Source organism: Gardnerella bretellae, assembly GCF_048545135.1.
GTDB classification, from domain to species: domain Bacteria; phylum Actinomycetota; class Actinomycetes; order Actinomycetales; family Bifidobacteriaceae; genus Bifidobacterium; species Bifidobacterium greenwoodii.
The window spans coordinates 124377-143666 of record NZ_JBKQXU010000004.1 but is presented as its reverse complement, the minus strand read 5'-3'; the positions used below and the strand labels follow the sequence as shown (position 1 = coordinate 143666).

Annotated in this window: 12 protein-coding genes and 1 riboswitch; of the genes, 8 read left to right on the top strand and 4 right to left on the bottom strand. The window is 45.3% G+C overall.

Annotation, left to right across the window (positions count from 1 at the left end):
* Nucleotides 1–163: 163 nt before the first annotated feature.
* Entirely contained in the window at nucleotides 164–2263 is a 2100-nt protein-coding gene (gene tkt / locus ACJV7B_RS04615) for a transketolase (protein ID WP_419389075.1), read from the bottom strand.
* 335 nt (nucleotides 2264–2598) lie between these two features.
* Between tkt and hrcA the strand changes: the two genes are divergently transcribed.
* The 8 genes from hrcA (at nucleotide 2599) to ACJV7B_RS04575 (ending at nucleotide 14597) form a co-directional block, all read left to right on the top strand.
* Nucleotides 2599–3615 (top strand): heat-inducible transcriptional repressor HrcA, encoded by a 1017-nt coding sequence (gene hrcA, locus ACJV7B_RS04610; RefSeq protein ID WP_004137402.1) that lies wholly within the window; start codon nucleotides 2599–2601, stop codon nucleotides 3613–3615.
* Between the two features lie 69 nt (nucleotides 3616–3684).
* Nucleotides 3685–4836: a molecular chaperone DnaJ gene (gene dnaJ / locus ACJV7B_RS04605; protein WP_419389074.1), complete on the top strand. Its 1152-nt coding sequence runs from the start codon at nucleotides 3685–3687 to the stop codon at nucleotides 4834–4836.
* Between the two features lie 47 nt (nucleotides 4837–4883).
* Entirely contained in the window at nucleotides 4884–5870 is a 987-nt protein-coding gene (gene fmt / locus ACJV7B_RS04600) for a methionyl-tRNA formyltransferase (protein ID WP_419389073.1), read from the top strand.
* 17 nt (nucleotides 5871–5887) lie between these two features.
* On the top strand, nucleotides 5888–6562 hold the full coding sequence (gene serB / locus ACJV7B_RS04595) for a phosphoserine phosphatase SerB (protein ID WP_419389072.1): 675 nt from the start codon (nucleotides 5888–5890) through the stop codon (nucleotides 6560–6562).
* Between the two features lie 252 nt (nucleotides 6563–6814).
* Nucleotides 6815–7645: an inositol monophosphatase family protein gene (locus tag ACJV7B_RS04590; protein ID WP_419389071.1), complete on the top strand. Its 831-nt coding sequence runs from the start codon at nucleotides 6815–6817 to the stop codon at nucleotides 7643–7645.
* A gap of 273 nt (nucleotides 7646–7918) precedes the next feature.
* Entirely contained in the window at nucleotides 7919–8095 is a 177-nt protein-coding gene (locus ACJV7B_RS04585; RefSeq protein WP_419389070.1) for a hypothetical protein, read from the top strand.
* Nucleotides 8092–13890 carry a MiiA motif-containing surface protein gene (locus ACJV7B_RS04580; RefSeq protein WP_419389069.1) on the top strand — a complete coding sequence of 1933 codons (5799 nt, stop codon included), beginning with the start codon at nucleotides 8092–8094 and terminating at the stop codon, nucleotides 13888–13890. The genes ACJV7B_RS04585 and ACJV7B_RS04580 overlap by 4 nt, the downstream gene beginning before the upstream one ends.
* 170 nt (nucleotides 13891–14060) lie before the next feature.
* Entirely contained in the window at nucleotides 14061–14597 is a 537-nt protein-coding gene (locus tag ACJV7B_RS04575; RefSeq protein ID WP_419389068.1) for a peptidylprolyl isomerase, read from the top strand.
* A 224-nt stretch (nucleotides 14598–14821) separates the two neighbouring features.
* Here the strand turns inward: ACJV7B_RS04575 and thiC are convergent, their stop codons facing one another.
* The 3 genes from thiC to ACJV7B_RS04560 all read right to left on the bottom strand — a co-directional run bounded on the left by thiC (nucleotide 14822) and on the right by ACJV7B_RS04560 (nucleotide 19185).
* Nucleotides 14822–17482, bottom strand: coding sequence for a phosphomethylpyrimidine synthase ThiC (gene thiC / locus ACJV7B_RS04570; protein ID WP_419389067.1), 2661 nt, complete (start codon nucleotides 17480–17482; stop codon nucleotides 14822–14824).
* A riboswitch (TPP riboswitch) is annotated at nucleotides 17480–17583 on the bottom strand. Its footprint overlaps the gene before it by 3 nt.
* Before the next feature lie 119 nt (nucleotides 17584–17702).
* The gene (locus ACJV7B_RS04565) at nucleotides 17703–18383 is read right to left on the bottom strand and encodes a methionine ABC transporter permease (RefSeq protein WP_308583147.1); all 681 of its coding nucleotides are present in this window, start codon (nucleotides 18381–18383) and stop codon (nucleotides 17703–17705) included.
* 1 nt (nucleotide 18384) lies between these two features.
* Entirely contained in the window at nucleotides 18385–19185 is an 801-nt protein-coding gene (locus tag ACJV7B_RS04560; protein ID WP_410296122.1) for a methionine ABC transporter ATP-binding protein, read from the bottom strand.
* Nucleotides 19186–19290: the final 105 nt, after the last annotated feature.

Genomic DNA, 19290 nt, shown 5'->3' with positions numbered 1-19290 from the left:
TACAAGAAACAGCGGTTGATGTCGAACCAACGGTAGCTCGGCATCAACACGCCGTCGCTGTCTCTTGTGAAGTGTTTCGTTAGCACTTCTAGTTTTGTGACATACCAATTTTATTTTGATACATCAAGCTTTATTTTGCTTACTTGCTTTTTGCCAAGTTATCTTAAGCGCGAGCTTCTTCGATAGAAGCCTTAGCAGCTTCTACTACGTGCTCAGCAGTAATGCCCAAGTCGATCATGTTCTGACCGCCGTCACCCTGCAAGCCGTACTGTTCGATAGAAACAGCCTTGCCGCAATCGCCAAGATACTTGTACCAAGGCAATGCCAAGCCAGCTTCGATGGAAACGCGAGCCTTGACGGACTTTGGCAAGGTTGCTTCCTTGTACTCTTCGTCCTGCTCTTCGAACCACTCGAGAGATGGCATGGAAAGAACGCGAGCCTTAATGCCTTCAGCAGCCAAGGTCTTGGCGCCGGCAACAGCCCACTGAACTTCGGAACCGGTTGCCATGATGATTACGTCTGGAGTGCCTTCGCAATCAACCAAAACGTAAGCGCCGTGCTTCACGCCTTCGCGAGCCTTTTCAGCAGTCTCAGCGAGGGTTGGAACGCCCTGGCGAGTCAAAATCATGGCAGTTGGGTAGCTGTTCTTCTTCTCGAAGAAGTAGCGGTAAGCTTCAGCAGTTTCGTACTCGTCTGCTGGGCGCACAACCTCGAGCTGAGGAATAGCGCGGAATGCAGCCAAGTGTTCGATTGGCTGGTGAGTTGGACCGTCTTCGCCCAAAGCTACGGAATCGTGGGTCCAAACGTAGAGGTTTGGAATCTCCATCAAAGCAGCCAAGCGAACTGCTGGGCGCTCGTAATCAGAGAACTGGAAGAAGGTGCCGTTGAATGGGCGAGTGTCAGAACCAAGCAAAATACCGTTGGTAATAGCACCCATTGCGAACTCGCGCACACCGAAGTGAAGCTGGCGGCCGTGCTCGGAAACGTTTGGCCAAGTGCGGGTTGCGTCTTCGGATGGACCGAAGGAGTCAGCGCCCTTAATATTGGTGTTGTTGGAGCCGCCCAAATCAGCGGAGCCGCCCCAAAGTTCTGGCATAACGGCAGCAATTGCGTTAAGAACTGCGCCGGAAGCCTTACGGGTAGCAACCTTAGAGCCAACTTCGAAGCCAGCAACCAAGTCGTCAATAGCATTGTCGAAGCCTTCAGGAAGCTTGCCGGCCTTAAGACGCTCGTAAAGAGCAGCCTTATCTGGGTTTTGAGCAGCCCACTTTGCAAGAGCTTCATCCCAAGCCTTGTGAGCAGCCAAGCCGCGCTCTGCAACCTTGCGAGCGTGAGCCAAAGCTTCTTCGTCGATTGGGAACGAAACTTCTGGGTCGAAACCGCAAAGTTCCTTCAAGCCCTTAACAGCTTCTTCGCCAAGCTTGGAGCCGTGGGAAGCTTCGTTGTCGGTCTTGCCTGGGGTTGGCCAAGCAATCAAAGTATTAACCTTAATGAAGTGAGGCTTGTCGGTAACTTCCTGAGCCTTTTCAATAGCTGCAGCCAAAGCCTGAACGTCTTCCTTGTAGGAGCCGTCTGGCTGAACGAAGCTAACTTCATCGGTGTACCAACCGTATGCACGGTAACGAGCAAGAATATCTTCAGAGAAGGTGAGCTTAGTATCGCCTTCAATCTGAATGTGGTTTGCATCGAAGATTACGGTCAAATTGCCGAGCTTCTGGTTTCCAGCCAAGGAAGCAGCTTCAGAAGAAACGCCTTCCTCAACGTCGCCTTCGCCGCAGATAACCCAAACCTTATGATCGAATGGGGAAGTGCCGGCTGGAGCTTCTGGGTCAAGAAGACCGCGCTCAAAACGCTGGCCGTAAGCAAAGCCAACAGCAGAGGCAAGACCCTGGCCGAGTGGGCCGGTGGTCATTTCGATGCCTGGGGTTAAGCCATACTCTGGGTGGCCTGGAGTACGCGTGTCAGCGCCGCCACGGAAATACTTGAGATCGTCAAGAGTCAAGCCGTAACCAGAGAAGAACAACTGCACGTATTGCGTAAGCGAAGCGTGACCGCCAGAAAGAATAAAACGATCGCGGCCAGCCCACTTTGGGTCAGCAGGATCGTGCTTAATGAAATGCTGGTACAGGGTGTACGCAATTGGTGCCAATGAAACAGGGGAGCCAGGATGTCCGTGTCCTGCTCGCTCAACAGCATCAGCCGAGAGAACCTTCGCCATCTTTACGGCGCGCTCGTCTAATGCAGACCAGTTGAAATCGGTCATGTGATCTACTTTCCTTCCAATAATCCGGGTTTTTAGGCACAGCTTACGCTGGCTTTTTACCCTCTCATTGCCCTTCAATCCTATCTTTCGCGCGCGACGAATATGTTACAAAGTGTGTCAAAAGTTTGCTTTTATGTTCTGTTGCGAGTTTGCTTTTGAGTTCTGCTAATAGTTCGCTTTTGAGTTCTGCTAATAGTTTGCTTTTATGTTCTGTTGAGTGCTAAGAAATAGACTATTATAAGAATATTAGAAATACTAAGAATATTAGAAATATTAGAAATATAGTATTTAGACGTATTTGTTATTTATAAGGAGCGGTAATGCAGTCACGACGCATGATGATTTTGCGCGCAGTTGTGGAGGATTATATTCGTTCTCAAGAGCCTGTTGGTTCTGCGGCTCTTGCAAAGCATCATCAGCTTGGGGTAAGTTCTGCGACTATTCGTAACGATATGTCTGCCTTGGAAGAAGAAGGCTACCTTGTTCAGCCGCACACTTCTGCCGGACGCATTCCTACCCAAAAGGGGTATCGCTATTTTGTTGACGGCTTGGCTGCAGTTATTCCGCTTTCTGAGCCTCAACGTCGTGCTATACGCAACTTTTTAAGCGGATCTGTTAGTTTGCAAGATACTTTGCAACGTTCTGCACGTCTTCTTGCAAGTATTACCGGTCAAGTCGCGCTCGTCGCATCTCCAGCATTGTCTAAGTCAAAAGTAAAAAGAATTGAGATTGTTCAAGTATCATCTTCTATGCTTCTGGTTGTTGTGATTACAGACGCTGGAGGCGTAGCCCAGCACATGATTCAAGCCTCTAACATAAATCCAGACGACTTATTGCATTTAGTTAATATGGTTAATGAGAATTGCGTTGGAGCCTCTCTTTTAGATGCTTCTAAGCGCGTTTATTTGCTTGCAAATCGCAAGGATTTAGCGTCAGCGTTGCAAATTATTAGTCAACTTGCTAATGCTTTAGAAGACATGCATGACGGCGAGCATACTCACGACTTGTATATGGCTGGAGCTTCCCAACTTGCGCATAGGCAAAGTATTGGCGATTTTGCTTCCCTTTTTGACGCTCTTGAGGAACAGGCCGTTATTATGCGACTTATGACTTCGCTAAGCGAGGAAGCAAGTGATTGCGAAAGCGGCGTTAGTGTTGCAATCGGCTCAGAAACGCACACTCCGGGCTTGCTTAATGCTTCTGTTGTAACAAGCGCTTACGGCTACAATGCTGATTCTGATTCCGCGTTTATTGGCTCAATCGGCCCTACTCACATGGATTATGCTGCAACTATGACAGCTGTTAAGGCTGTTGCGCGCTATCTTAATTCGTTTATATCCGAAAATTCTTAAAATTAGCTGGCTTATAGCTGGCTGTGCCTTATGTAAAAATGATTTATGAAAAGGTAAAAGGGGAATTAATTGACTGATTACTACAAGATTTTAGGTGTTGATCATAACGCTAGCGACGACGAAATTCGCAAAGCCTACCGTAAGATGAGCCGCAAGTATCATCCGGATATTGCAGGCGCTGAGTTTGAAGAAAAGTTTAAGGAAGTAAACGCAGCTTACGACGTGCTTTCTAATCCAGAAAAGCGTCGAATGGTAGATATGGGAGTCGATCCTAACGATCCTTCTGCTGGAAGTGCCGGAGCTTCAGGTGCTGGTTTTGCAGACATGGGCATGGGTGATATTTTTAGCCAGTTCTTCGGTGGCTCTTTTGGAACTTCTCAAGGCCCAATTTCTAGGGTTCAGCCTGGTGAGGACTCTTTAGCTGAAGCTAAGATTGATTTGAAAACGGCTATTTTTGGCGGAAATGTGAGCGTTCGCATAACCGCTTTTGGAGTGTGCCAAGATTGCAGCGGTTCTGGTTCTGCCGACAATGCTGCTCCTGAACAGTGTGATCAATGCCACGGTTCTGGCTTCTGCCAGAAGGTTGTGCGCACAATGCTCGGCCAAATGGTTTCTTCAATGCCTTGCGACAAGTGCGAAGGTCACGGAACGATTATTAAAAATCCGTGCCAAAACTGCCGTGGTCGCGGACGAGTGCGCGCGCTTCGCGAAGTTGGTGTGAACGTTCCTGCAGGTATTCGAGATGGAAGCCGTTTGCGTCTTGCTTCTCAGGGTAGTGTTGGCGAGTGCGGCGGCCCTGCTGGTGACTTGTATGTTGATATTCACATTCGCGCCGACAAGCAGTTTACGCGAAACGGCGACGATTTGCATTGCTGGATTACTGTTCCTATGAGCTGGGCTGTGCTTGGTCACGATGTTGAAATCGAAACTTTTGACGGCCCTCAAAAGCTTGAAATTCCTGCTGGATGCCAGAGCGACGACACTGTAACTCTTGAAAATCTTGGAGTTACGAAGCTTCGTTCTAAAGATCGCGGCAATATTATTGTTCATGTTTTGGTTCAGATTCCAACGAAACTTAGTGCAGAAGAGCGTTCGCTTATTAGTAAGTTTGCTAATTTGCATGACGGTGACGTAAAGCATGTTAAGCAAAATTCGCTTGATGAGCAGTCGGGTGAGCGAAAAGGCTTCTTTAGTAAATTAAAGGAAGCTTTTGCTGGCTGATTTTACGTCTTTAATTTACTGCTTTGATTTAAAATAGTAGAGGAAATATGGCATTACCAATTTTGTTTGCAGGCACTCCGGAAGTTGCTGTTCCGTCTCTTCGTGAGCTAGCCAAAGATAGTGAGCATTTTGACGTTTGCGCTGTTATTACGCGCCCGGACGCTCCAACCGGTCGCGGCCGAAAGCTCGTTCCAAGCCCGGTAAAACAAGCTGCTCTTGATCTAGGCCTTACAGTAATCGAAATTGACCCTAGCAAAGACGAAGCTAACTTCCTTAATAAGCTTTACGAAACTGGGGCTAAAGCTGCAGCGGTTGTGGCATACGGCAAGATTTTGCGACAGAGCGTTTTAGACGCGTTGCCGCTCGGCTGGTACAATCTTCATTTTTCGCTTCTTCCGCAGTGGAGAGGTGCAGCTCCTGTTCAGCGCGCAATTTGGGCTGGGGATGATATTACGGGCGCTACGGTTTTTCGCATTACGCGCGGCATGGATTGCGGCCCTATTTTGGCGCAGTTTACTACGAAAATTGAGCCTCACGAAAATTCCGGCGATCTTCTTTCTAGGCTTGCAATCGACGGCGCTCCTCTTCTTGCAGCATCTCTTCGCGGCATGGAAACTGGCGAAATTGTGCCGGTTGAGCAGGATCAGTCTCCTCAAGAAGTTGCGCAAAAAATCACGGTTGAAGATGCTCATATTGATTTTCATGCGCCAGCTTTTGCGGTTGACCGTCAAATTCGCGCTTGCACGCCAAATCCGGGCGCGTGGTGCGAGCTTCATGCGGACGACGAGAATAGCGCAGAGCCGATTACTTTGCATGTTTTGCGCGCAAAGCCTGCAGACGCTAACAATCCGCATTCTGGAGAATTAATGAAGCTTAATCCTGGAAAATTGCTTGCCGGCAAAAAGCAAGTTTGGGTTGGTACTTTAAGTGGCGCGCTTGAGCTTTTGGAAGTAAAAGCGCAAGGTAAGAAAGCTATGAAAGCGGCAGATTGGGCGCGCGGAGCAAGGCTTTCTGCCGAAGCCTACTGCGCATAATTATTGCGCATAAAATTATGAGCATGGACTTTTCTTCTTTTGCGCCAACTTTAGCCAAGCCCGGGCTTTTGGTTATGGATGTTGATGCAACGCTTATTGAGGAAGAAGTTATCGATTTACTCGGTGCAGAATCTGGATGCGGCGATGAGATGTCTTTGATTACAGCGCGCGCAATGCGTGGCGAAATCACTTTCGACGACTCCTTGCGTTTGCGCGTGAAGATGCTTCGGAATTTAAATATTGACGAGTGCAAGAAGCATATTATTCCTAAAATTCACGTAACTAAAGGCGCGAATGTTTTAATTGACGAGCTTCACGCGCACGGTTGGAAAGTTGGCGCAGTTTCTGGCGGTTTTCACGAAATTTTGGACGAATTGCTGCCGAGTTTGAATATTGATTTTTGGGTGGCTCACCATTTGGAGTCTATTGACGGCAAGCTTACTGGCAACGTGCTAGGAAATATTGTTAATGCTAGCGCAAAAGTGGAAGCGCTTCGAGCTTGGGCAAGTGATCTTGGTGTTGAGCGCGAGCAAACTGTTGTCGTGGGGGATGGAGCGAACGATATTTCAATGATTAAATTTGCTGGATTAGGCGTGGCTTTTTGCGCAAAACCAGCGGTTCAAGCGGCTACTCCTTACCATATTCTTACTCGCGATTTAAGCGCTGTATTGCGTTTTTTGAATGCGAATTAATGCATTTATAGAGCGAAAAGTTGATGAATGTACATAAGCAATGTAAAATGATGAAGCAATGATTAAAGATTAATGATTAATGATTATTTTTGTGAAAGTTCTGTAGCTTTTATCCACAGAGCATAAATGTGTTGGTAAATCTTTCTATTGATGAGTAAAATAACAGTTAGTTTTTGAGAGAAAAGTGTGCGTGAACGCAGAAGATTCAGGAATTTACATTGAAATTCGCGCACGAAGGGTAGGGAGTGTAAGTTGAATTTACGAGAAGTTGCGCTTGAAGTTGCGCGCATTTTGGAAGACGTTGGTAAACACGCTTATCAGGATCAATTAAGTCCTCAAGATATGACGTCGCTTGCGTTGGGAGATCCTATGCAGTCGGAGTCTGGTTTTGGCGATAAGCTCGTGCGCTTTATTCAAAACCGTTTAACGTACGTGAATCCTTTCCAAGGTTTTTGGCACACTAGGCCGGAGCATTGCAATCCGGGCGACCGTTTTTGGTGCGTTGGAAACGTTGACGGCGCTATTAATTTCAACCGAGACATGGCAGAGTGGACTCTTACGGTTTCGCTTTTTGAATTTAACGATGAAGGTTCAGCTCGCCCGGTGCTTGGCGTTGTTCACGCTCCTGCATTGGGATTGACTTATTTGGCTGCAAAAGATCAGGGTGCAATTCGCATTCGTAGAACTCCGCAAGGAGAAAAGCGCGAAAAGATTACGCCTTCTACAACTTCAACTTTGCGCGGATCAGTTGTTTGCTACGGAATGTCTTATATTCCGCAAGAGTCTAAGCGCGCGCTTGACGTAGTTGCTTCTGTTGAAACCGGCTGCCCTGCGGATATTAAGCGCATTGGTCCGGCTTCTCTTGACTTGTGCAAGGTGGCGGACGGCACGTACGACGCTTACTTTGAGCCGCACTTGCATCAGTGGGATATTCCGGCCGTTTCTGCTGGAGCTGTGGTTGTGCTAGAAGCGCAGGGTCAGGTTTGCCAATGGGATGGAAACTCTATTCATTGGCGACGCGAAAATGACGTAGTTGCTTCTAACGGTTTGCTTATTAACGAGTTAAAGCCGTATCTTAAGTAAGCGTAAACTAATTTTCGCACAAATAACGCAATATTAGTTTTGCTCTAAAAGTAGCAAAAATCACATATAAAAATGCTTGAAATGTATGAATTTTTGAGTAAAATACCCCTTGTGCTGGTTTCAGATTGCTAAAATTTGCTGTGCTGAACGCATATTAAAACGTTGGCACGGTGATTTAGCAGTATGATATTACTAATTGATAAGAAAAACGCTAATTTGCCGAGTTTGATTTAATACGCAAAATCTCTCGGTCGAATAAACGGAGTAAAAGAAATGATGAAGAAGAATAATATTAACGCAAATAGTTTCGCTGATTTACTTAAGTCTACTAAGAGTACGTCTTATGCGCCACTTTCTAAGAGTGTGTGCGCAGCTATGCTTGCCGGCGCTATGGTGCTTGGGGGGGGGTATTCGTTTCTCCTGCGCCTGCGTATGCTGATGGTTATGTGAGCCCTGACGGCAACAATATTTACTACGGCTACAAGTCCGACGCAGATTATAGTAAAGATCGCATTAAGATCGAGGTTCATTACTATAGCAATATGAAAGATGCCGAAGAAGACACTATTGCTAACCAAGATCCTCTCGGCAAGTTTGTACATGTAAAGTACACTGCAAATCTTAATTCTAGTGACAATTCTTTTGATAAATGGGCATTCCGTCCAATGTGGTGGTACGGTGTTCCAGCAGGTTTAACAGACGTACACGATATTAATTACAGCCGTTTTGAAAAATACACAGGTGACGGCAATCCTGTTCCTTCTCGTCCTGGTCTTCACCGAGAAGATGAAAATGTTACTAAACATTATGCTAATTCAAAGGATTGGAAGGGTATTTCTAACTTCTATATTACCGATCCAAGCAAGCTTACTTCTATGAATGGCTTAAAAACGCTTTTGGGTATTGATGGTAAACAGAACAATGGATACGATAAAACTGGTAATACTGCTGGCAATTGGGGCGATTATTACGATGCCACAAAGGGCATGCAGGGCATGTTCGTTGATTGGGAATCTGCCGGTAAGCGTTTTTATCAAATGACCTACGTTGCAGAACTTACCGACAAAGCATGGAAAGAGCGCAATGAGCATCCTTTGCGTTTTGCTGCTGGCGTTTACCGTTTTGCTGGTAACTGGCATATTGCTACTGGCCAGACTCATCATGCTCCAAAGATTGCAGACAGCTTGAAGGTTCAGTATCCAGCTTTGACGCCTGTTGCTAAAGCTGATGCTCTTATTGATACTGAAAAGACCTCAGTTGAGAATGCTATTAAGACTGCTAATAAAGACGTTAAGCATTTCAATGAGCTTCTTGATAAGATTGAAGTCGCTAATGACGGTACTGCAACTCTTACTTTCCATGACAAGACAACAATTAAAATGCCTGGAAAGTTGCTTGTAGTTGAAGAGAAAAAAGACAACGTTAAGTTCCCACCTGTATACCCTGCTCCGATTGGCGTTGTGAATCCGAAGAGTTTGAGCGAAGCTGATCAGAAGGCGATTATTGCTGCGTTTAAGAAAGAAAATGCAGGCAAAGACTTTTTGACCAAGGTTTCTGATAAGGATTCGGATGTTTATAAGTTTGATAACGATAAACAAACGCTTACTATTACTTATACTGATGGATCTACAATCACAGTTCCTTATTCTTCTTTGGTATATCAAGGACCAAAAATCTCCGATTGGGCGCCGTATGTTGTGCCTGATCCAATTGAGGTTGTAAATCCTGCAAGCTTGACTGACCTGGAGAAAAAGCAAGTAACTGACGCTTTCGATACAGCAAACGCCGACTTGGATGTCTATACTGCAGCGAAGAAGAATAATCAAACTCCTGTAAGCTTTGATAAAGACTTCAAGAACGCTATTATTACCTGGGCTGATGGCTCTACTAGCACAATTCCTTCATGGCAGTTCTTAACTAAGAAGCCTGAGCAAGCTCCATCTCCAAAGCCGCCAACTCCAAAGCCTGCTGAAGAAAAAAAGACGTTTACTGTTGATTTGCCTCCTACTCCTGGTCAGGTAATATTTGATCCATTTGATAAGACTGCTACTGTTAGTCAAGAAGTAATTCGTTCACTTCAGAGTCAGTTAATGCGTCGCACTGCAAAAGATGCGAACGATCCTAGTAAGTCTGTGACAATAAAATCTGCAACGATTAATATCGCAAATGGTACCGTGACCTTCACGGCTGATGGATATGCGGACAAGGTTTATCCAATCGGAATCTTCTATAAGAAGAAGGTAACTGGAGCTGGTCCTCAGAATCCTACGACGCAAAAAGATGAAGATAATAAGGATGGATATAAATATAAAATTCCTCATGTCAACATTGCTGGTGATTCTCCAACGTTAGCAGAGAAGCAAGCGGCTCTTAAGAAGTTCGTTGAGTTGAATTACAACGGTACAGTTCCTGTAATAAAGGACGACGGTAGTAGTAGTACTATCACAATTGAGGGTTCTAATTTAACTGCAAAAGATCCATCAATGGCTCCTTATGGTATTGGGAATGGTCATATTGTAGATGTAATGGTTTCTCATTCGGGAGGAGACATAACAATTAATTATGATATTACACCTGTAGAGGATAATGATGATACTGATCATAGTATGACCAAACAGTTATTTATTGATAGCGAAGATATTTACATCAAGAAGAATAACAATAAAGATAACACCATCGAAAATTTGAGAAAGCTTGCTAAGCAGATTCGCGACCAGCGAAAGAATGCTGGAGAGTTAACAGAAGATGCTATAAATACTCTCGGAGCTACTGACGAGAAAATTAATAGCATGAATGATGAGAAAGCTCTTCGTGATCTTATCAAGAAGATTGCTGATTATCAGAAGCCAAAGCCAGTTGAGTATAAGTACAACTTTGAGAAGTTGAAGTTGGATCATGATGGTGAGCCAAACGATGCTGATTACAAGAAGATTGTTGTAGAGCAGTTCTTGAAGAAGAACTATACGACTGACAATACAAACTGGTCTAAGCTTGAGGGTGCCTACAACAATAAGACTATTGTTCTTTCTGGCAACAATGCGAATACGTATAGCTTAACTCCTGTTGCAAGTGGAACATCTGGCTTGAATATTTACACTGGGGATAAGCAAACAGGTAGTGTGACCAGCGTAATTGTTGATTCACAGACTGGAGATTTGGTTGTTCGTGGCTGGAAAGCAGGCTCTACCAGTACTAATGCGGAAGAACTGATTCGTATTAAGAAAGCTGATTTGTATACTCCAAAGTCTAAGGAACAAAACCCAACTCCATCCGCTGAAGACCTTGAGAAGCTCAGGAAGCAGGCGAAGGAGATTATTGATCGTAATCCAAAGCTTACTGATAAGCAGAAGGAAGAATACAAGAATAAGATTGACCAGGCTGATACCAAGGAGAAAATCCAGAATATCCTCAAGGAAGCTAATAAGCAAGGCAATGACAACAATGTTAATGCTAATGATTTAAAGGAAAAGGAAAAGAAGGAAAAGGAAAAGCGCGAGAAAGAGAAGCGCGAAAAAGAACAGCAAAATAAACTTGCTGAAGATAAAACCAAAGCCAAGGAAACTATCAATGGCCTGACTAATCTGACTGATGGTGAGTCTGGCGATAAGAAGAAGCTGTCAGATGAAATTGATAATGCTCAAACTCCTGAGGAAGTTAAGAAGATTCTCGAAAAGGCCAAGGCGATTAACGACGCTCGAGGTGCTTTGAAGGAAGGTGCACTTCCATTCTTAAGCCACGGCAATGCTAACAGCGATGATGATAAGGCTCTTAAGGAGTTAATCGGCGCTGATCCAGCTAAGAAGGATAACACGCTTACCGATTTGGAAAATGCCATTAAGGACATTTCCAGCGCTCAAACCGCCACAATCCGCGCTGCTCTCGATGCTGCAACGCGCCAAAACGGCATTAACGAGCAAGCTGCAAGGCAGGCTGCTAACGCCAAGATTGCTGAGTTTGAGAATAAGCTTACAGCTGCTGAAAAGGTTCTTACCGATAATACAACAATCAAAGATGCAGATAAGAATGCTGCTACTAACGCTATTAACGATGCAAAAACTGCTATCGGCACTGCAAAGACTCAGGTAGCTAGCGCTACTACGCCTTCTGGAATGTTGACTCAGCTTAGCGATGTTGAAACTAAGTTCAATACTGCTAATAGCAAGGTCAATGATGCAGTTAACAATGCTCAGAAGGAAAACAAGAAGGGTAACACCAACGATCCTGATGCTGACACCTTCAAAAAAGAGAAGGAAAAAGCTAAGGGAGAGATTGATAAGATCCCTGGATTGACCGAAGAAGAGAAGAATGATTACAAGAAGCAGATTGATCAGTCTACTCACACTGGCGATCCTGAAGCAATTGTAAATCGTGCTAAGAAGAACCAGAAGATCAAGGATGCGCTTGCAGCGATTGACAAGCTCGAGCATTTGAACAATGCGCAGAAGAAAGCGTATGAAGACATCATCAACTCAACTGATGCGCACAACATCAAGGATGACGATGGCAAGGATACCGGCAAGGACGACATCGACAATGCGCTTGCTGATGCTATTGCAACCGATCATGCTATGGAGCGCCTTGAGAAGCTGAAAGAGATCGCTGATACGTTCGCTAATGGCGAAAAGTACAAGTCATTGCAAGACAGCGATGACAAGAAGAAGGCGTTTAATACCGCCTCCACAGCCGCTGGTGCCGTGCTTGCTAAGGAAACTGGCGATGCCAAGACGGCAGATCAGGTTAATGAGCTGTACAAGGATCTTCTTAAGGCAATGCAGGCCATTGACGACAAAGCTAAGGGTGCTGGCGTTATTACTGATGCACTTCAGGCTGAAGTAGATAAGGATTCTAAGCTTAAGCCAACGCAGGCCGATCCTCAGGATCCAACTAAGCCGGCAACACCGGGTGATCCTATCTACAACACATCTTCTCAAGAGAAGAAGCAGGCGTTTGATCAGGCGCTTACTGATGCTGAAAACGCATTGAAGACTGCTAAAGATGATAATGCAAACCAACAGGATCCGAACGCTACTCCTCGTACTCCTGAGCAGGAAGCTGCAGCTCAAAAAGCAGTGGATGAAGCGCTTAAAAATCTTCAAAAAGCGCGCGAAGAGCTCGATGGTGTCAACACCAAGCCTTTGCAAGATGAGATTGGTAAGGATAGCACTGTTAATACCTTAGATAGGTATACGTATTCTACTAAGGAAAAGAAGGATGCGTTTGATCAGGCTCTTCAAGAGGCTAAGGATCTTATCGATAAGCTGACCGGTAAGAAGCAGGCTGGCACAGACGATCATCTTGACACCAAGGAGAATAAGCAGAGGGCTTTGGATGCTGCTTTGAAGAAGTTGCAAGAAGCTGAAGAGGCTCTTAAAGGCAAGAAACCAGTCGAGCCAACTCCAACCCCAACTCCAACGCCTTCTGTTGATAAGTCTCACTTGCAGCAGGGCATTAACGATGGTAGCGATGTTCATAATTCGGATGAGTACAATAATGCTCCTTCGGATAAGAAGCAGGCTTATGATCACGCTTTGGATCATGCTAACGAAGTTAATAATGATCCAAATGCAACTCAAGATCAGGTGAATCAGGCTACTGAGGATTTGAAGAAGGCTGAGAATGATTTGAAGCCAACTCCAAGCCCGCTTCCAACTCCTGTTCCTGGTGGTCATGAGGATTCTGGTTTTGGTGTGAATGATAACGCGCCTACTACTGTGGATAAGGGCGAGTTGAACGTTCAGATTGATAGTGCTGAAGCTGATTCTCAGCCTGGTAATGCTGGAGCTGGCAATGCTGGTAACACAAACGCTGGTGCTGGTGCAAACTCTGGTAATGCTTCCAACGCCAATAATGCTAATGGCGCAAATTCTGCTGCTGTGAACGCTGCGGTTGAGAGCAATCCGGCTGTGAAGCAGGCTGATGCTCAAGTTTCTAAGGCTCAGGCGGCTTTGGATACTGCTTTGGCTGAAGCTAAGAAGGTTGCTGCTGATCCTAACGCAACTCAGGCTCAGGTTGATGCTGCGGCTCAGAAGCTTTCTGCTGCTCGTAAGGCTTTGGCGTCTGCTAAGGCTCATGCGGCTCAGGTGCGTGCTTCTGTGCGCGCTCAGGTGTTGAAGAGTGGTGTTTCTAAGCTGAGTAAGACTGGTAGCAACGTGTCTGTGATTGGCTTGCTTGCTACTGTTGCTGCGGCTGGTGCTGCGTTCTTCGTGGCCAAGCGTCGCGGTGTTTCTCGCCATAGCAACAACTAAGCGAGCGGCTTAAAAGCCAGTAAAGCTTTCTGCTTTGCTAGACAATAAATAAATAAATACTTGCCCCACTTCGCATCTTTCTTCACTCCGCGAAGTGGGGCATTTTCGTATGCGAATATTTTTATTTAACACGAATTGAAACAGTCACGAAAATATGGGAGAATTACCACATGACTACAGTTATTATGCATACTTCTGAAGGCGATATTAAAATCAACCTGTTTGATACCAAAGCGCCTGAAACCGTCAAAAATTTCGTTGGCTTAGCTACCGGTGAACGCGAGTGGATCGACCCATTCAGTGGAGAACCTTCGCATGAGCCATTTTACGATGGTTTAACTTTCCACCGCATTATTAAGGAATTTATGATTCAGGGTGGATGCCCACTTGGTAACGGAACTGGCGGTCCTGGCTACGAGTTTGACGATGAAATTGACACATCCTTGAAGTTCAACAAGCCTTATTTGCTCGCTATGGCAAATGCTGGAAAGCGTCGCGGTCGTGACGGTCGTTTGCATGGCACTAACGGCTCGCAGTTCTTCATCACAACCGTTCCAACTCCATGGCTTGACGGTCATCATACAATTTTCGGCGAAGTCGCTGACGATGAATCGAAGGCTGTTGTAGATAAGCTCGAGTCGGTTGCAACCGATCGCTCTGATGCTCCTCTTGAGCCTGTTGGCATTATTTCTATTGAAGTTTTGTGAAGTTTAAGCTGGTAAATAAATCAGCAATAAAAAAGCGAGCTTTATAGTTAAGCCCTGCAAGATTCCTTGCAAAACCTAGCTATAAAACTCGCTTCGGTTGTTCAACCTTCTTCTGTTATGCATTATCCATTGTAAGTATTTTATTCATTACTTTAAAAAGTAATTCGTGCGCTGTAAGCTCACATAAGCTTGCCTACAGCGCTTAAGTTCGCGCTTACTATAGCTTATTCTTTAACGCTTTGGTAAAGCGACGAGCCAGATTCCTGGAACTTCTTGCTCATCTCTTTCATGCCGTCAGCAATAGCCTGGTTTCGAGCTTCTTCAACAAGCTGTTCCTGCTGAGCTGCTCCACCAAAGCGCTTACGAATGTTTTGCGAAATAGCCATCGAGCAGAACTTTGGTCCGCACATCGAGCAGAAATGCGCCATTTTTGCCGGTTCTGCAGGAAGAGTATCGTCGTGGAAGGCGATTGCAGTATCTGGATCGTAGCTTAAGTTGAACTGATCCAACCAGCGGAACTCAAAACGAGCCTTACTAATAGCGTTGTCGCGATCCATAGCATGTGGATGATGCTTAGCAAGATCTGCCGCGTGGCAAGCGATCTTGTACGCAATTACGCCCTGCTTCACGTCGTCCTTGTTAGGCAATCCCAAATGTTCCTTAGGTGTTACGTAGCAAAGCATTGCCGTGCCGTAGCGCGCAATTTCTACGCCGCCAATTGCGGAAGTAATGTGATCGTAGCCTGGGGCAGTGTCGGTAGTCAAAGGACCAAGCGTATAGAATGGAGCATTCTGGCAAATCGCCTTCTCCATTTCAATATTCATGCGCACAGTGTCGAATGGCACGTGGCCAGGGCCTTCAATCATAACTTGCACATCATGCTGCCAAGCAATCTTAGTAAGCTCGCCAAGCGTCATAAGCTCAGAAAGCTGAGCAGCATCGTTTGCATCAGCCAAGCTACCTGGGCGCAAGCCGTCACCCAAAGAGAATGCAACATCGTACTTTGCAAAAATCTCGCACAATTCTTCAAAGTGCGTGTACAAGAAGCTTTCCTGATGATGCTGCAAGCACCATTCAGCCATAATCGAGCCGCCTCGAGAAACAATGCCGGTTACGCGGTTTGCAGTAAGCGGCACGTAGCGAAGAAGCACGCCAGCGTGAATAGTCATGTAGTCAACGCCCTGCTCGCACTGCTCAATAACAGTGTCGCGGAAAAGTTCCCAGCTTAGCTTAGAAGCGTCATCCTCAACCTTTTCCAAAGCCTGGTACATTGGCACAGTGCCGATCGGCACAGGGGAGTTGCGCAAAATCCATTCGCGCGTGGTGTGAATATCGTTACCGGTGGAAAGATCCATAACGGTATCCGCACCCCACTTCGTTGCCCACGTAAGTTTTTCAACTTCTTCGTCAATAGAAGAAGTTACGGCAGAATTGCCCATGTTTGCGTTGAGCTTAGTTAAGAAGCGAGAACCAATAATCATAGGCTCTGCCTCAGGGTGGTTAATATTGCAAGGAATTACAGCACGTCCGGCTGCAAGTTCGGAGCGAACAAGCTCTACGTCGCAATTTTCGCGAGTAGCAACATACTGCATTTCTGGGGTTACGATTCCGTGGCGAGCGTACCACATTTGCGTAATCGGATGATCCGCGCCCTTCATTGGCTTATGCGTGCGACCACGCCATTCTTTAGAAGCCTTACCGCGTTTAATTGCGCGCTTTCCGTCGTCTTGAAGATTGCGCCTGCGACCCTCATATTCCACAACGTCACCACGGTCGCGAATCCAGTCAAGTCGAAGCGGAGCCAAGCCTTCCTTAGGATCGCACTTTGGACCTTCAGTATTGTAGTCCTTAAAAGGCGGGTTAGGGCCAACGCCAGGAGTGTCCGAAAGCTTAATCTCAGTGTATGGAACTTCCAAATCGTAAGAACCGTACTCGTATTCAAAATGAACTGGAGTAGTTTTGCGAATATGAGCCTTGTCTCGCTGAGTGCATCCGCGTGATGCAATATCTACGCGCTGCTGCTTAGCTAACTTTGCTGCTTCTTTTGCTTCTTTAGCGTTAATAAAAGTTGGTTTCTTTTCTGCAGTTTCTTTAGATTCTGAGTTTGAAGCTTTTTCGTCAACAACTACGCGCTTAGCGTAGCCGTGCTTGCTTTCTTGGCGCACTGACTTCCAGCTTTCAACAAAATCATGCATTGTTGATTCTGGAGTTTGCGAAGCATAAATCGGTTCTGTAACGAAGAAGCCTGCAGCATTTGTGCGAGCAATCATAGATACGTCTTCAAGCTGAGTTTTTCCGCCAACTAAAACTGGGAAATCGCTTGCGGAGCAAATCGTATTAATTTTTGCTTCGTCCAGCGTTGTGTGATTCGCTTCCAATTCGTAAGAGGCAGTAGTGTTTTCTTGCCCTTCTTCTGGGTTTCGCATTGCTGTTACGCAAATGTAGTCAATGCAACCATCTGGAAGCTCGTTAATAACCTTAACTAAGCTTTCTGTTTCAACTGTTAAACCAATAACAGCATCCTCGCCAAGCAAAGCGCGCGCTTCTCTAGGTTCCATGTCGCTTTGAGCTAAGTGAACGCCGTCAACTTTAATGCTTTGATTTCTAGCCTGCCAAGCAACATCAACTCGCTCGTCAATAACAAAAGTTACTGAATCACACTTGTTATTGTCTTCAATAATTTGTGCAATATCTCGAGCAATAGTTGTGATTTCTTTTGCGCTCTCATCATTTGCGTGCAAACGAATCAACGTTGCTCCTGCGCGCAAAGCATCATCAACAATATCGGTAAGCGGACGATTATTACAAGCTTTTGGGTCTGCAATAAAGCAGGCGGTGAGATTGAACTGATCACGCATTGATGCGTATGGATAATTCGAGGTCATACTAAAATCGTTGCTCCCTACGTTGTATTAACTAAACAGGTTCGAAGGGTTAGGCTTTGCCTATCTCAGCCTTCTAAAAGAAAGCACCCCTGCAAATGTCGAATTATCAGCCATTTTACACGATTACATGCACTTTTTATTAAAGGCATGTTGCGAAGACTTTGTTTTTGTAAAGTTTTCACAACATGCCTTAGTTTTACAAAGTTAGAGTTTGTAAGTTTTAGCGCTCGTGGTGATTTATAGTGCGTGAAATAAAATCTCCCAAGCTTTGCACAATTTGCACAAGAATAATGCAGAGCACCACGGCAACCGTCATAACATCGTACTGGTAGCGCTGGTAGCCGTAACGTATTGCAATATCTCCAAGTCCGCCAGCTCCAACTGTTCCAGCCATTGCACTAAAACCAAAAAGCGTTATGAATGTAAGAGCAGCGCCGCGAATAAGCGAAGGCAAAGCTTCCCAAAGCAGCACTTTGCACACAATTTGAAGTTTGCTTGCTCCAAAGCTTTGTGCAGCTTCAATTAAGCTTCCGTCAACTTCTGCCAAGGACTGTTCAACAATTCGCGCCACAAACGGAGCTGCTGTAATAACAAGCGGCACAATAGCTCCTGGAACTCCAAGAGATGTGCCAACAAGTAGGCGAGTGAACGGAATTAAAGCAACAAGAAGAATAATAAACGGCACTGAGCGCACAATATTAACAATCCAGCCAATAACAGCGCTTAAAGTTGCGTTTGGGCAAATGCCCTTTTTGCCCGAAATAATAAGCAGCACACCAATTGGAAGGCCAATTGCATAAGCTAAAAGTGTTGCCACAGAAGTCATTACTAAAGTATCTTGCACGCCTTCAATTAGTAAATCGCCATAGTTATCAATAAATTGTGTAGCAGTTTCTAGCATTTTACTTCACCTCGCCTGCAAGTGTGTAGTTTTCGGTAAAACTCTTCTTATTTCTATGATTTTCTACTTTGTCGTCTGCAATAAGCGTGCGCAAAATATCGCTTTGTGGATTTGCGAAAAGCTCTGCAGTATCTCCTAATTCCACAATATTTCCGCCGTCAATCATTGCCACACGGTCGCAAATATTTCTAGCAACTGCCAACGAGTGCGTAATAATAACGAGCGTCACGTTAAGCTCGCGGTTAATTCTGCGCAATAAGTCAAGTATTTGAGCTGTTGTAGTGGAGTCGAGTGCGCTTGTAGCTTCGTCGCAAAGCATAATCGAAGGATTATTTGCCAAGGCTCGAGCGATTGCTACGCGCTGCTGTTGTCCGCCGGAAAGCTGGCTAGGGTAGCGGTTAGCAAAATCCTGCAATCCAACCAAGTCAAGCAAATAGTGTGCGCGCTCTTCACGTTCTTTTTTTGGAGTGTGATTTAGTTCAAGCGGAAAAGTTACGTTTCGCAATACTGTGCGCTGCTGGAAAAGACTAAAGTTTTGGAAAATCATTCCAATATTCGCGCGAACTTTAGCAAGCTCTTTATCTTTTACTTCGCTAATATCGTTGCCGTCAATTATAACTTTTCCGGAAGTTGGCCTCTCAAGCAGATTCATGCAGCGCACTAATGAAGATTTACCGGCACCAGAAGAGCCAAGTATTCCGAATACTTCGCCAGATTCAATGGTGAGATTAATATCGTGCAATGCTTCATGCGCTTCGCTACCTTTTCCGTAGCTTTTATGAAGATGTTCAATCTGAATCATGCTTATTCCCTAACAGCTTATTATTCTTAGGATACTTTAGGTAAGTTCAATACTTAACTAAAATATCTACACTACGTATATTACAAACTAAAAAATACTAAAAAT